The organism is Candidatus Neomarinimicrobiota bacterium (assembly GCA_021734025.1).
In the GTDB taxonomy this organism is placed as follows: Bacteria; Fidelibacterota; JAANXI01; order JAANXI01; family JAANXI01; genus JAANXI01.
The window spans coordinates 148,210-164,556 of sequence record JAIPJS010000005.1; the positions used below are offsets into that span (position 1 = coordinate 148,210).

Annotated in this window: 11 protein-coding genes; all 11 read left to right on the top strand. The window is 52.6% G+C overall.

What is annotated here, in order from left to right:
- The first annotated feature begins 129 nt into the window (after positions 1-129).
- Positions 130-6,303: a cell surface protein SprA gene (gene sprA, locus K9N57_08015; GenBank protein MCF7804120.1), complete on the top strand. Its 6,174-nt coding sequence runs from the start codon at positions 130-132 to the stop codon at positions 6,301-6,303.
- Positions 6,304-7,236, top strand: coding sequence for a M28 family peptidase (locus K9N57_08020; protein MCF7804121.1), 933 nt, complete (start codon positions 6,304-6,306; stop codon positions 7,234-7,236).
- Between the two features lie 68 nt (positions 7,237-7,304).
- Positions 7,305-8,117, top strand: coding sequence for a hypothetical protein (locus tag K9N57_08025; protein ID MCF7804122.1), 813 nt, complete (start codon positions 7,305-7,307; stop codon positions 8,115-8,117).
- Positions 8,114-9,721 (top strand): hypothetical protein, encoded by a 1,608-nt coding sequence (locus K9N57_08030; GenBank protein ID MCF7804123.1) that lies wholly within the window; start codon positions 8,114-8,116, stop codon positions 9,719-9,721. The genes K9N57_08025 and K9N57_08030 overlap by 4 nt, the downstream gene beginning before the upstream one ends.
- A gap of 1 nt (position 9,722) precedes the next feature.
- Entirely contained in the window at positions 9,723-10,679 is a 957-nt protein-coding gene (locus tag K9N57_08035) for a hypothetical protein (protein MCF7804124.1), read from the top strand.
- Positions 10,680-10,883: 204 nt separating this feature from the next.
- Positions 10,884-11,807, top strand: a complete 924-nt coding sequence (locus K9N57_08040; GenBank protein ID MCF7804125.1) for a hypothetical protein — start codon at positions 10,884-10,886, stop codon at positions 11,805-11,807.
- A 64-nt stretch (positions 11,808-11,871) separates the two neighbouring features.
- A complete protein-coding gene (locus K9N57_08045; GenBank protein ID MCF7804126.1) occupies positions 11,872-12,468 on the top strand; it encodes a hypothetical protein in 597 nt (198 codons plus the stop codon).
- A gap of 1 nt (position 12,469) precedes the next feature.
- Positions 12,470-13,021 carry a hypothetical protein gene (locus K9N57_08050; protein ID MCF7804127.1) on the top strand — a complete coding sequence of 184 codons (552 nt, stop codon included), beginning with the start codon at positions 12,470-12,472 and terminating at the stop codon, positions 13,019-13,021.
- 83 nt (positions 13,022-13,104) lie between these two features.
- Entirely contained in the window at positions 13,105-14,199 is a 1,095-nt protein-coding gene (locus K9N57_08055) for a divergent polysaccharide deacetylase family protein (GenBank protein MCF7804128.1), read from the top strand.
- A gap of 91 nt (positions 14,200-14,290) precedes the next feature.
- Positions 14,291-14,980, top strand: a complete 690-nt coding sequence (locus K9N57_08060) for a pyridoxine 5'-phosphate synthase (GenBank protein ID MCF7804129.1) — start codon at positions 14,291-14,293, stop codon at positions 14,978-14,980.
- Positions 14,981-15,346: 366 nt separating this feature from the next.
- Entirely contained in the window at positions 15,347-16,324 is a 978-nt protein-coding gene (locus K9N57_08065; GenBank protein MCF7804130.1) for an asparaginase, read from the top strand.
- Positions 16,325-16,347 lie beyond the last annotated feature (23 nt).

The window sequence follows — 16,347 nt, forward strand, 5'->3', positions numbered from 1 at the left end:
GTAGTAATACTCATCTTAGGCGGTGTATCTGTTTGGTCGGGCACCCCGGCAGATCTGTACGCCCAGACGAAGGAACAACCGGATACCACGACCGCGGTCGACGACTCTATTTTTACGGCGTCGATTCCAATGCCCGCCCCCCCTATTAAACAGCCCTCGCTGTTCGAAGCACCGAAACGCGGATTGAGTCTGGCGGACCGGGACTCTACCCTGCCACCGCCGGTTCCCTTTCCCTTGCCCCTTATTTCTGGGTACCGGCGTGTGGAGTCGACTGATTCGACCGGGCACCAGCTTATCATCTCGCAGCAGTACCATGGTCAGGACGTCACAATCCCTATCCGAATGTCGCTGGATAACTACTACGAATTGAAGCGGGAACAGAATCGGCGGCTGTTACTGCGTGAGGCGCTCACCGAAAGTCTGCAGCCGGCCGGCAGAGCCGGTGGCGGAAGCATTGAGCTGATCGGCGCGGACATCGGTGGCCAGCGGGTATCCCTGCGGGTAAGCGGAAATGTCAATATCGAGGCGCGGGCGCTCCGGGAAGATAAAAATTTGACTACCACGAGCATCCAGGCAGAGCCCAATACCAACATTTTGTTCAACCAGCGCCAGAACTTCAACATCGAAGGGAACATCGGTGACCGGATTAATGTTTTGGTTGACTATAATTCTGAGCGGGATTTTCAGTTCGAAAATGACGTGATGATCAATTACACCGGGAGCGAGGATGACATAATCCAGCGAATCGATGCCGGAAATATCAATTTATCACTGCCAGGGACTCAGCTGGTCACCTTCAGTCCCAACAGTAAAGGTCTCTTTGGAATCAGAACGGATATGAAGCTCGGCCCAATCGATGTGGTAACAGTTGCCAGTATCGAACAAGGCAAAAAGCAAAAGGTGAAGTACGAGGGCGGCGAATCAAGCCAGGAAGTTGAAATTTACGATTACAATTATATTCAGGATAAATACTTTTTCCTGGGTCAGGAATACAGGGATCGGTTTTATCCATTGGATAATGCCAATCTGCATTCCGTCCTTCCCACGAATTTGCAAATAGATGAAATTGACGTCTATAAGAGTTTGGTGGGAACATCTCTGGAGGACGGAAATCTCATTACTGCCAAGGCATGGCCCGAGCCGGATGATAAGACCTATCGGTCTGACGAGGCTCAGGAGGCCGAATTCCAGCTCCTTACCGAGGGGGCCGATTACACAGTAGACCGGGATCTGGGATATCTCCGCCTGAGTTCCAATATTCAGGATACCGAAATACTGGCTGTGGCATTTACGACCATGAATGGGGATACTGTCGGGCAGCTTGATGTCAATCCCAACGATAGTTCGGCAATTGCGCTAAAAATGATCCGGCCGCAGAACCCCAATTTCGGGGACCACGGGTGGAACCTGATGATGAAAAACGTCTACTCTCTGGGGACGGTTAATCTGACCGAAGATGGCTTTGAGTTCCAGATTGTAGACACCTACACCGATCGGAACGATAACCTGAACGAAGACGGGGTTGACTGGCTCCAGGTCTTCGGACTGGATCGCTTCGATCAGGAAGGCAACCCGGTGCCGGATGATAAAATTGACATTACAAATATCGTTGACCTGCAGAACGGAGAAATCTTTTTCCCGTACCTGGAGCCGTTCCGTGCCGCTAAGGCAGCAAAAGCAGCCGGGCTGGATACCATGCCGGGTGAATATAATCCGAGGCTGGATACCACGCTCTCCCAGTCCGAGATGTATGAATCCCGGAACAGTACAACCATGAGCCAGCAGTCCAGCTTTAAGATGGTAGCGAGCTATTCCAACCAGAGCTCCAATATCAATCTCCCGGGATTCAACATTATCGAAAACAGCGAGGAAGTCCGCCTGAACGGGAACAAATTGAATAAGGGCACGGACTATACCATCGATTATTTTATGGGTCAGATTACGTTGCTGGAGGAGGACGCGCTGAAACCTGGGCAAGATCTGGAAATAATGTACGAGACCAACGAGATTTTTCAGCTGGATAAAAAGGTGGTGATCGGGGGCCGGGCGGAATATAAATTCGGCGACAACTCCTTTCTCGCCGCAACGGGTATGTACTACAGCAAATCGTCCATTGATGATAAGGTCCGGGTTGGTCAGGAACCGTTCCGGAATTTTGTCTGGGATGTCAACGGTCGCTATCGCCAGGATTTTGGTTTCGTAACCAAGGCTGTGGATTTCCTCCCCCTGGTCCGGACAGACGCCCCGTCCAATTTCGAGGTGGAGGGGGAATATGCCCAGGTGATCCCGAACCCGAATACCCAGAACTCCAGTCTTGACAACGATGGCGTTGCGTATATTGACGATTTCGAGGGGAGTAAAAAGACCACGACTATGACGGTTTATCGCCGAAACTGGACGACGGCCTCCCGACCGGAAGGGTATAATGACTCTGACCGGGGCTTCCTGTTTTGGTATAACCCCAGAGGCGGAATACCAACCCGAAATATCTGGCCGGAAAAAGAAACCAGCGTCCGGACCCAGAATAACACGACCGATATCCTGAATATCGTGCTGGATCCCCGGGCAGCAGTCGGTGACCGCCAACCGATGCCCAGCGATTCGGTATGGGCCGGCCTCATGCGCTCCCTGCCCTCTTCTTATCGGGATCAGACCGAAAGTAAATTTATTGAAATCTGGGCGCGGGGAGACGACGGCACCATCAATATCGACCTGGGAAAAGTGTCCGAAGATGTAAATGGCGACGGAGAATTGAATACTGAGGACATAAAGCGCGGCGGAATCCGGAACGGAATACTGGATGAAGATGAGGATGTTGGAATTGACGGGCTGACGGATTCCTCTGAAGTTGGAGTGTATGCGGGAGACACTTTAAATATTTTCAGCGATCCGGCGCTATTTGAAAAATACGGATTACTGGAGGGTGACCCTGCCGGCGACAATTATAATTACAGCGACCAGGGGGAGAAACGATACGACTACCGGTTTATCAACGGCACCCAGGAAAACGGTGAGGAGCAGGACGGCCGACTTCCGGATACGGAGGACATCAACCGGAACAATATCCTGGACCGGGAAGACCGGTTCTTCTCTTATTCCATCCCGCTGGATACGGTAAATAATCCGTATTACGTTTCACAGACGGTTTTCCCGAATACGGATGAGTTTGACTCCCGCGTCCGGGGCAAACCGACCGGTTGGAAACTGTACCGGGTACCATTGACAGACTTTGTGGAAAGCCGCACACACCCCGGCGCATCCATGGAAGAAATTGAATTTACCCGGATGTGGTTCTCGGATTTCGAATATGAGGATGGAAATCAGGATACCATCAGCATCGCTCGTATGGAAATCGTTGGGAACGAATGGATCGAAAGCCAGGTCCGGGATGTTTTTGCCGATACCACCCGGGGTGACAGCAGCTTTTCCGTGACCGTTATTAACAATGAGGAAAACCCCGAATACAGTTCCCCCAACGGTGTCCGAGGCGCCGAGGATCGGGTAAATAATATCACCTCCAAAGAACAGTCGCTGGTGATGAAGATGGCGAACTTCGACCAGTGGTACCAGGGCGTTGCTGTCAGGGACTTTAAGCAAAACCAGGAATTATCGCTGCTGGATTACAAAAAAATTGAGATGTTTATCCACGGGGATAACTTTGTGAATTCAGGGGATCATCATTTGCAATTTTTCTACCGCCTTGGCCGATCGTCCCGGGACAATGAGCATTACTATGAATACCGGACAACGTTGCAGCCCGGCTGGCAGTCCATGGAACTGGATCTGGACTTTTTGACCCAGTTGAAGACGGCGGATAGCCTGACGTATGAAAACGGCGCAGCCTTTCCTCCGGGTGAGGGCCGGGCTTTCGGACAAATCTTCTTTGAAAAGAACACGATCATATTCCGGGATACTTCCGTTGCAAATCCGTATGAGTTGGTAGTCTATGGCGAGCCATCGCTGGGAAAAATTAACAATATGAAAATGGGTGCCCGGAATTTCACCGGTGAAGATTTACGAAATCTGCGTAACGGCAGAACCACGGGGTCCTGGCCTGCATATCATGGAGAAATTTGGCTCAACGAACTCCGGGTAACCGGCGTCCGCCGGGAAGGCGGAACGGCGATGCGGATGCGGGCCTCCATAGATTTTGCCGATCTGATGTCCGTCTCCTTTAGCACAAACCGCGTTGACGCGGATTTCCACAAGGTTGATACCCAGTGGGGCGATAACATGAACACGGAGTCGTACGACGTTAATGTGAATTTTAATGCTCATAAATTTCTTCCGGAGTCCTGGGGGGTGCGTATCCCTCTTCGGGGCCGTTATAATGAATCGTTGCAGGTACCCAAATATCTGCCGGGGAGTGATCTTTTAACCAGGCGCCTGAGTCGGACGCTTACTGATGCGGCGGTGCAGGATACCATGCGGAAAATAGAATCCTATTCCCTGCAGCGATCGTATGGTGGGCGCATCTCCCGGAGTGGCCGCTCAGAAAATTGGATCCCCAAATTTACCATAAATGCGGTGCAGCTGAGTTACGACTTTAGCGAATCCTACTCACGAGGTGTTACCTACCGGTATGTTAGACAGCAGACCAACACAACGCAGGGGAGTTATAACGTGCAATTCCCCAAGGGAAGCGGACTGGAGCTCTTTAAGTGGATGAAACCGCTCCCCCTTTATGGCGACGCTCTCAGCGGGAAAAAATTCTTTTACCTTCCGACAAAATTTGATGCCTCGGCCTCACTCCGGGAGCAGTGGTCCGACAAGGCAACCCGGGTGTCCGGCTCCAATCCGCCCTCCTCGTACAACCAAACACTGCAGCGGAGTTTCGGAACAGGATACAGCCCGTTTGACAACTTATCGTTTACATTTTCAAAGACGATCAACTCCAACGCATCCAATTATCGTGGTGACCGTCGCTGGGAAATGGTCAAATTCCTGAAGCCCGGGCAAATCACCGGTGTAAACGAAAGTTATAACTCCACGTTTAATCCGACGCTGGCCAGTTGGCTGCGACCGTCGTTTCGGTATCAGTCGTCCTACCAGTACAATAAACGCCTGAGCCAGGATGTGGATGTGGCGGGAGTTGGATACTCTCAGCGGGCGTCCGTGAACTTTTCCCTGGATCTGCAAAAGATTAAAGAATCGTTCTCCGGCGGGGGCTCCTCACGGCCCGGCGGACGCCCCGGAGGCAGATCCGGAGCCGGTCGGCCCGGTTCGCGGCCAAGTCCCGGCGAAGACGACAGCGAGGAGGGGGCGGAGGAAGAGGAGGAATCTCGTTCTCTGGGTGAAATGGCCGATGTCCTGTTAAACAAGCTGCAGCCCATAAATTTCACGTTTAACAAAGGCAGAACCGGCCGGCATAACAATTTGGTGGACGCCCCAGGGATACCGTATCGGCTGGGATTTGTGGTTGATCCGGACGTCATGGTGGATTCTGCTTTTGCGGGACAGTCCGGGAACCGTAATATCACGGTCAACCAGGATCTGAGTTTGCGGTCCGGTATTAACATCACCAGGAATATCAGCGCTACCTTGAGTTTTAGCCAGGGGCAATCGAAGACGTTCACCCCGTCACAGGTCACCAGCAATCGACAAAATGATTTTGTACTGTTACAGTTCGGCAAAGAAGAATACCAGCTCGGCGACGACGAAATCACCGGCCTGCCATTCCCGGGGTGGAGTCTGCGCTGGAGCGGACTGGAAGACCTGGCAATTTTCCAGGGATTTGCGAAAAGCGTCTCCATGGATCACAGTTTCACCGGCCGGTATGAAACGAATTACCGGAATGGAGAACAGCGCGGGGCTTCCTATACCCAAAACCTCCAGCCGCTGGTGGGATTGCGGATGACGCTGGAGCATGATATTTCCATGCAAACCAGCTTTGGGCTGACCAAAAAGGTAGCGTCGGATCTTACCAGTGAACTCCCGTCCATCGATATCTCTAATCGACAGAGCTTCTCCTTTTCCACCAGCTATCAACGAAACCAGGGTATGCGGCTGCCGCTGCCCTATCTTAGAGACCTGACCCTCGATAACAGGATCAATTTTTCACTGACGTTTGACTACAGCCGGTCGGTAAGTGAAAAAAGCATCGGTGGGCAGGAATTTCAGATACTCGGCAAAGATTATAGCTGGCAGGTGCAGCCGAAAATCGACTACTCCTTTACCGATAAGGTCAGCGGCGGTATTTACTATAAGTACGGTAACCGGTATAACAACCGGACCAATGCCAAGGGCAAGCCGACCAAATTTACCGACTTTGGTTTGACGGTCAACATCCAGATTCGGGGCTAAATGCGTAAACTCATATTTCTGACAGCAATCGGATTTTTTCTGACTGGAGCGCTGGTATGTGCTGAGACTCCGGTACCGGAGTTCAATGAGCAACAGGCATGGGACTATCTGCTGGCTCAGACCGATCTCGGGCCGCGGGCACCGGGGACCGACGGACATTATCTCGCCAGAGATTTTTTTGTATCGACCCTCAATAAATTTACTGATCGGGTGCGGGAGCAGCAATTTATCCACACGTTTCCCTACGAAGAGTCCCGCTATGATTTTACCAATATTATCGCCGAATTCGGTCCGGCATCCGGAAAACGAATTTTACTGGGCGCCCACTGGGATACCCGACCGTGGGCGGATATGGAACGGGATCCGTCGAAGCGGAACCAGGCGATCCTTGGCGCTAACGATGGCGCCAGCGGCGTGGCGGTTCTCCTGGAATTTGCACGGATTTTCAGGGACCATCCGCCGCCGGTGCCGGTGACCATTGTGCTGTTCGACGCGGAGGATATGGGCAAATCCGGCTATCTCGGGGAATACGCCGTCGGCTCCCGCTACTTTGCGGAAAACCTGGAGAATCCCGATGAATACCGGTATGGCATCGTTTTGGATATGATAGGCGACGCGAATCTCCATCTTCCGATGGAACGATACTCACGCAAATTTGCGCCGGATCTCACCCGCCGGATCTGGGATACCGCTGATTCGCTGGGATATACGGCCTTCCGGAATCGCATCGGAGTCTCAATCCAGGACGACCATCTGATGCTCATCCGGCACGCCGGGATTCCGTCGGTAGACATTATCGACTTTAACTATCCCGACGAATCGCATAGATTCTGGCACACTTTACAGGATACGCCGGATAAATGCAGTCCGCGGAGCCTGAAGGTGGTAGGCGAAACAGTGCTGCATGTGATATACAATGAACAGCCAGAGTAGCAGGGAAAAAGAAGGAAAAAACAAATTATTGAGAAGTTGAATGGTTTTATGAGGGAACAGAGGATATCGTGAAACGGAGATACGGATTCCTGCTGGTCATTCTGTGGGGAGCATTACTGCTGTTTACCGCTTGTGAAGATGAACTGCCCACAGAAGTCAAGTTCCGGGAGCTTGCCATCGACTCTGTGGAGGTTTTCAGAAATGTTGAGCGGAATATCCTACGGATCCAGGCGAGAATTCTTCCGGCAACCGGGGCGCCGATCGACAGTGTCTGGTTCAAGGGATATCAGCCGGGAGCGGATACGGCCTCTGTTGAAGCGGTGCTGTATGATGACGGCACGCATGATGACGTGATCCCGTTTAACGGCTGGTACTCAGGGGCAACGCCCGCCGGGTTTTTGGTGCCGTATCTTCCACCGGATTCCAGCCTGCAATTCAGATTCGAGGTGTTTGTCCGGGATTCCTTGAACACTGACAAGTCCCGCATCAAGACGTACACCCTGCCGTACAATTATCCCGCGGATATCTTTGAGGTCGCGGCGCCTGAAACGCTCAATGCGGCGGTATCTGAGTTGGGACTTGTGCGGGCAGCCGTTCGGGATTCCAACGGCATCAACGACATTAAACAGGTGTACCTGCAACAATATGCCAAAGAAGTAAACGGCGACACTCTTCAGAGTCCGGGCCGCATCACACCGCTCAGCAACCGTGGCGATTTCGAGCAGACCGGCGATGCCACGGCCGGCGATTCGGTCTATAGTGTAATTGTCCGGACGGCTCCGTCGCTGGAGCCCGGAGCGCGGTTTATGCGAATTGTCGCCGAAGATTATAGCCGCGCCAAAGATACATCCTATGTAACCATTTATATCGAGAATCAATGAAAAAATTACTCTTATTACTGCTGCTAATCGGAATGACGACTCCCCTGTTTCCGGGTGAGAATTCTCTTTCTCTGGAAGACAAAAATATGCTGGATCGGCTCCCCGGTAACAGCGTAGGCGATATCGGCATCGGGTCGGACTCCACGCTCTGGATAGCCGCCGGAGGTGGTATTGCCAAGTCTACAGATTTTGGAAAAACCTGGCAGATATTCCGTCACGATATTACCGACAATTTCCCCAGAGGAAGTGCATCGGCGCTGCAGGTTCGTGGAGACACGGTCTGGACGGCCACTGTCTTCGATTCCTCCACCGCTCAGGGGGATCTTTCCACCGGCGGCGGGTTGGCACGCTCCTTTGATGCCGGCAGCACCTGGACGTACATTCCCCAGCCGGTGGATACCACCACGTATGTGGATTCGATGTACGTTGCTTACGGGGATACATCGGTGCTACTCAATCCGCCGACTACTACCAATATCCTGAACGTGACGTATGATTTGGCGTTTGAAGATTCCGTCGTCTGGATCGCTTCCTGGGGCGGCGGTATCCGGCGCTCTCTGGATTACGGTAACACCTGGCAACGGATTCCCACCCCAATGGACAACATGGAATATTTAAGCCCGAATTCTATCCCGGATGATTATGAGATCCGTCTGAGTTCTTCCAGTGAAGGAGCGGAAGTTGAAAACCAGAAGGGATTCTCGGTGGTGCTGGACGGGCAGGATGTCTGGGTCGGGACTTCCGGCGGCATCAATCACAGTACGGACGGCGGCCTCACCTGGCGCCGGTTCCACTTTGGCAATTCCGGGATCAGCGGCAACTGGATTCTCGCAGCAAAAAAACAGTCCACGGCCGGTGGCCGTGAATATCTTTGGGCCTCAACGGGACAGACATTCTACCAGGGAGAAGTCAGCGGGATCAGCGTGTACGATTACCAAACCGGGCAATGGCGCACGTCCAAAGAAGTCCGGTTCGCCAACAACTTTGCCACAAGCCCGATGACCGGCGCCGTCTTTGCTGCTACCGACGCCGGAATCTTCAAGACTACGGATTCCGGCTATTCTTGGGAGCCGTTCGGGACGATTTACGATAAGGAGACCGGCGAGCCGGTCTACGGCGCCAGCGGCAGCCGAGGCATGCTCTACTCGATTTCAGCGCTGGTTGGCCCCTCGCCCACAGCGGCTCCGGAGCGGCTGTGGATCGGTACGACTGACGGGCTCGCCTATACCGACAACGAATACGACTGGCACGTGCTCCGGGCGTTCTCTTCCACGAGTGCGGAAGAGTCTGAGAATTTCTACGCCTATCCCAACCCGTTTTCGCCCTCCCGGCATAATCTGCTGGAGGACGACGGTCATGTCCGGTTTCAGTACGACATGCGGGCCTCGGGATCGGTGACTATCCGGGTGTACGATTTTGCCATGGAAAAAGTGGCGGATGTGGTCGTAGACAAGAGTAAATCGCCGGGCCCCGCATCCGAGTCGTGGAACGGCGAAAATCTGCTGGGTGACGTGGTGGCCAACGGCGTGTACTTCTGTAAAATAACGGTAAATGAAAATGGGCAATCCCGCACTCACTGGACCAAACTCCTGGTGATAGACTGATATGAAACAACCTGACCGAGAACACCTTTGGAACCGAATAATCGTAGCCGTTTTATTGGTTGCATTTACCTGTTTGTTGCCCGTTGCAGGTCAGTCACAGACCAACGCCGGTTACGCCGGGAGCTTCCTGCGAATGGGGCTCGGCGCCCGGGGGATCGGAATGGCCAATACGCTCCCCGCCGGAAGCCAGGATGTGTACGGATTTTTCTACAATCCGGCGGCGCTCCCAACGTTGGAATCCAGACACTTCGGCACCACGTACGGATTTTTACCGCTGGATCGCTCCTACAACTACATCGGATTTGCCATGCCTTTGCCGCCCACGGCTGGCATCGGACTCGGCTGGTTCTCCACCGGTGTCGATGATATTCAGGGGCGCGACTTTTCCGGAAAAAAAATCGAGACCTACAGCGTCAGGCAGCATACGTACATGATCAGTTTCGGCAACCGGTTCAGCAAGTATGTAAGCGTCGGAGCCCTGTTGAAGATTATGCGAAACGATCTCCAGGAGCTCGCCGCCACAGGGGTTGGGTTTGACATTGGCGCTGTGATCCAACCGCACCAACGGATAGCTCTGGCCGTGTCCGCACAGAATTTCAACGCTAAATTCTCCTGGAATACGGAAGATGTTTACTCCCAGGGATCAACGGTAATCAATGACTTTCCGCTGATATTTCGGATAGGTGGCCAGGTACAGGTGCTCGATAATCTGGATCTGTACGGAGAATATGAACGAAGCGACAGGGGTGCGGTTGTGTTTCGGGGCGCGGCCGAATATGCACCGATGGAGATGGTGCGGATTCGCGCCGGTGTGGCAGACGGGCACCTTCGCTTCGGCGGAGGACTGGAATACGGCTTCTTTGGGCCGGTAGAAAACACGTCCATGGACTATGCATTTGTGCCGGGACTGGTCGGGGAAGGCATATCGCACTATTTTTCGTGGTCGTTTCAGTTTTAAAAGATGAATAGTACGCAGATTAAGACACAGGACTGATTGAAAAGGAAAACTCAAAAAATGAGATTAAGATGCAGTCATCTCGACCGACTCCCGGCGGCCGCCGGGAGGAGCGGAGAGATCTCGTACTGGAAACGCAGAAGCTCCCAAAATGAGATTTCTTCTCTCGTATTAAATGAAAGACTTAACTATGAAATTGTGAGATCCATGAAAAAAATTACCCTGACATTATTTATTGTACTGATCGCCGGAAATCTCTCCGCCCAAAACCAAAATTATCACGCGTCCGGGCTGGCGTTTTTACAGGTGAATCCGGACAGTCGGTTAACGGCTCTCGGGGGCGCGGGCGTGGGATTAAGTGCTGCAAACGGCCATACCGGTCCGGGTAACTTCCTGATAAATCCCGCAGTTTACCAGGAATCGATACGCTCAACGGTGCAGGCCGGGCACTCCTTCTGGCTTGCCGATGCCGGAATTGAGTTTCTTGGGGTGGTGTTTCCGGTGGGAAGCTGGAACACCGGGATTTCCATGACCTCGGCAAATATCGACGGATTCGAACTCCGGGATCACCGGGCCACTGACGAACCGCTCGGCGAGTTTGGCGCCCATTATCTTCGCGCCGGACTCCATGCCAGTACAATACTGACGCCGGAACTCTCCGTTGGCGCTCGCATGGATTTCCTGTACGAAAAGATCTATTACGAGATGGCCAGCGGCGGGAGTATATCGCTGGGAGCCCAATATCGGTTAAGCGATGATCTCACTCTCGGTGCGACGATAAACCATTTAGGGGTTATGTCTGAACTCCGGAGCGAATCGACGCCGCTGCCAACCTCGGCCCGGATCGGCGTGGGAATTACCAGCGAAATCCCCGAGGTGAATATCGACTACAATATTCTGGTAGATGGCGGCACCTATCTCGGCGATTATTTTTTCGTGGTCGGGGGATACGAACTCTGGTACCGGGACCTCCTTGCCCTGCGCGGCGGGGTGCAATTTCTGCCGAGTGGATTTACGCCCTCCCTGGGCGCCGGTATCCGTTGGGGCAATCTGAGTTTCGATTACGGCATTCTGCTTCCCGAACACCAGATGGGTACGCCGCACCAACTCAGTCTCCATCTCCGTTTATAGTCTGGCTCCGTTGACATTCGCCGGGTTCGTGACTACTTTCTTTTCTTTGGTAAAGGAGTCATCCGTGAAGCGGATTATTTATATCATCGGAATAACCATCGTCCTTCAGGGACTTTCGGGTTGTGATGCGTTGTTCAATACCCGGGCGGTTGAGCCGCCGGAGCAGACCTCCGGAGGCCAGTGGCAGCCACCGACCACACCCGAGCAGGTTCTGACCAACATGGAAAATGCCGTACTGGAGCGCAATGCCGATAACTTTATTCGGTGCCTGAGTGATTCTACGGCCGGGGAAAAGCCGTACGAGTTTATTCCCGATGACGAAACCAACGCCACCTATTCCCAGATATTTCAGGACTGGCACCTCGAGGATGAAAAACGGGTCTTCCAGGAAATGGATAAAAATGTGCCCAGAGATTCACTATTCCAGTTATCCTTCGCAGAGGATGCTGAAAAATTTGAGACAACGGACTCGGCCCGGATCGAAATCCTATATACTTTACGGGTACATCATACCTTAGAAAATTTACCCAGAGATGTCCGCGGCAGGGCACTCTTCACGTTCAGCAGAAACGAGAGCCAGCGGAACTGGGTTCTCCATCGCTGGAAAGATTTTCGGGAAGAAAATGCGCCGTCATGGAGCCGGTTAAAGGCGGGGTTTTAATATGATTCGCTGGATGGGACTGATGCTTGGCGCCGGTTTGCTCGTGATCTCCTGCACAAACATCTTTGCACCCAAAATCGGCACAATTGGGGGCGATTCCGATCTGTTTATCACGGAGCAGCAGACACCGGAGGATGTCCTTGTGAATTTCAGGTACGCCTACATTTTCCACGACTCTCTGGTGTACAGCCGGATTATCGATTCCTCGTTCGTTTTTTCCTATTATGATCCGGATGCCGGGGGATCCGGGCGGTACCGATCCTGGGGACGGGATGTGGAACTCCGGACGACCGGGACACTGTTCCGGGTCTTCAACAATATTAATGTGATTTGGAACAGCACTGTGGACAGTGCTTATCGCATGGTGCCGGAGGACAGCACATGGCGGGACTCTTCCTTTGCGGAATCCAACGAAGCACTCCTCAGCAAAAGTTTCGAATTGACGCTGGATCAGGAGATCAGCGTCACCGGAAACGCGGTGTTCTATTTCCGGAAATCGACATCAAATGGTAAATGGCGCATCACCCAGTGGATTGATGAGTCGATTTTTTAATCTGTGGCAATTGTGCCGGATATTTCCGTATGTTTACACCTTTTTCTAACGAGAAAGCAAGCAAATCCTGGACAAGTAGATAAATGAAAGAGACAGAGACTGACGAAAAGCCGTTATTAGTCGTTTTCATCGGCGTGGGAGTTTTACTAGGTGGTCTGCTGGTTTGGTTTATTCTCTCGCAGATCTTTACCTCTGAGCGGTCGTATACCAAAGCCTCGGAAAAATTCCGGCAGGAACTGCCCCGGCAGATCGTAGCTGCTGGACCCGGGCTGCATTTCAAAGATCTGAGAGAGTCGGAAGATGCGCTCCCGGAACTGGCGTTCGCCTACGGATCGGACGGAGATATTGATGAGATCTCCCGGCGGGTGGAGCGTATCATCACAGCCGGTTTTTCCATCGTCGACCGGGCGAAGCGACCAGACATCCGGGCGTACGGTTTGAGTTTTAAAGGCAAGCCGGTCGGACGCGTTATTTTGACAAGAAACGGTTTCCCGGGCCAGGCAACTGTGGGAATTATCGTTGACGATTTTGGCTATTACGATAACGAGATAATCGACGGCTTCATGGATCTGCCGCCGAAACTCGCGTTTGCGGTAATACCGGGCCATGCGTATTCACAGAAAATTGCCCGGAAGGCCGCCGATCGGGGCTTCGACGTGTTGATTCACATGCCCATGGAACCCCAGAAATACGAGGGCGGCGAGGAAGAGTTTATCCTGAAGTCCGGAATGAGTAGCCGCCAGGTTATCCAACGGCTTAACCGGGCGTTTGCGCACCTGCCGATGGCCGTCGGTATGAATAATCATCAGGGATCGCTGGCAACAGAAGATGCGGATTTAATGCAAACCGTGTTGCACATTCTGAAAGATCAGGATCTCTTTTTTGTCGATAGTTATACTACCGCGAATACGGTAGGATACGAGTTGGCAAAAAAACTCGCGGTGCCCACGGGCAAGCGTGCGGTCTTCCTGGATAATAAACCGGATACAACCTATATCAAGAAGCAGTTTGCAGAGCTGGTGGATGAGGCGATGGAAAAGGGGCGCGCTATCGGAATTTGTCATAATAAAAAGCTCACACTCGAAGTGTTGGAACGTTATATTCCCTATTACGAGCAACAGGGCATTCGGTTTGCAAAGATTTCGGAAGTACTGGAATACCCGGCAGTCGTCCTGTAATGCTAAAATTTTACAAACCAGGGATGTGAGTTCCCGAAACGTTTTTGATAATGCGTTTATATAATGCAAATGCGTTAGTTATGGAGTTTTTATGCCGTTATTAGAGTTGAACCTCGATTCGTTTGCAAAGATCCAGAGCGATTTAAAAGTCCCCGGCGTCGATCCGGTCATGGCTGCAGGGATCGCCGAGATTGCCGGTGCAGACAGCGTGGGTATTACCTCCACGGAGGGCGAGTCCCGACACGCCCGGTTGATCCTGGAGACTACGCAGACTCGCTTTAACTGGCACGTGCCGATAACGGACAAGGCCATCGAAGCTGTGATGACTCACCCGCCGGATATGGTGACGTTTATCGATCACCGCCGGGACGGCGATTGCGTGGATCTCAGGGGAGCGTCGGATCTGAAGCAGGTTTTCTCCCAGGTTCGTCCGGTGAAGTCCATGGCGGTCTCTGTGCGGATTGCCGCGGATGTGAAGCAGCTCAAACGGGCGTACAAGCTGGGTGCGGATTACGTGGAGATCAACAGCTGGTCCTATGTGAATGCCAGCACCCAGGAAGAGCGCCTCGAGGCACTGGAGAACATTTCCGGCGTGGCCCGTATCGCATATAAATACGAAATTGGCGTGATCGTTTCCGGCGGACTGAATTACCAGAACTTTCGTGATATAGCCGAACTGGAGTCGGTGGAGACTATCGTGGTCGGCAGAGCTATTCTGGGTAAGTCCCTGTTCATTGGACTGGAAAACGCACTCCGGGATTTTATCTTCCTGGTGAAGTAAAAAAATAGCACGCAGATTCCCGCGGAAACAACAGATAAGCGCAGATAAAAGACAAAAGAATTTCACCGCAGAGACGCAGAGAACGCAGAGAAAGACAAAACCAACTAACCACTGAAAACCACTGAAGACACAGGGAAATTACAACAAACACATACCAAATAAAGTGGGGAATACCGGCAGGTGAAATATACCGAACACCCGACCGGTTTTAACCATAACACTTTAACACTTCGCCGCGGGGAAATACTATAACACGTCGTTACCTTAACACCCGAACACTCTAACACATTAACACTCTAAAACTATTTTGATCCCCCCAACACACCTCATTTACTTATTCCATAGAAAAGCCTGGCGGGTTGTCCCGTGCAATTAGTTGCGAACGTCATCCGCGGCGACAGAGTGGAGAGCATCCACCGAGCCGAAGCCGTGGTAGTCGATTCCGCCGGGAACACAATTTTTGCCACCGGGAACCCGGATCTTCAAACCTACGTCCGGTCCAGCGCCAAGCCGTTCCAGGCGTATCCGCTGGTGGAGTCCGGTGCTGCGGAGTCATTTCATCTCACGCCAAAAGAGCTCGCCCTCTGCTGTGCATCCCACAACAGCGAGCCGGAACATTTGAAAACCGTCAGAAATGTACAGGAGCGGACCGGAATCTCCGAAGAGATGCTCCTCTGTGGCACCCACAAGCCACTGGACGAAGAGACGGCCAACGATGTTTTACGCAATGGTTTGGAACTGACCCCGAATTACAACAACTGCTCCGGGAAGCACACCGGCATGTTGCTGGCCTGCAAACACCTCAGTCTCTCTCTGGAGAATTACGGTGATCCGAAACATCCGCTGCAGGTACGGATCCGTGAATATCTGGAAAATATCCTTGAGCGATCTCCGATTCATATGGGGATTGACGGCTGTTCTGTCCCCACGTTTTTTCTGACGATACGTGAGGTTGCTTCTGCATTTCGTCGCCTGGCTTCTGCCGATGACCCGCTCCTGGCAACTATATATAATGCCATGACTCAGGAGCCGTACATGGTGGCAGGGCGGAACCGGTTCGATACCGCCATTATGGAGGCAGCCCCGGGGAGTATCATCTCCAAGGTCGGCGCCGAAGGCGTGCGGGCACTGGGGATTCGGCGAGGCGACGAAATCTATGGAATGGCATTGAAAATTCTGGACGGAAATAAGCGCGCAAGCGCACCGGTTGCCCTGAAGATTTTTGAACATCTTGGATGGCTGGATGCCCTGTCACAGAAGGGGTTGGGGGAATATATCTCGCCAAAGATCGCCAACAGGGCCGGACTGCGTGTGGGGCAAATCACGGTTCGTATTATTCAGTAATTGCTTAGAGGAATGAATTTAGA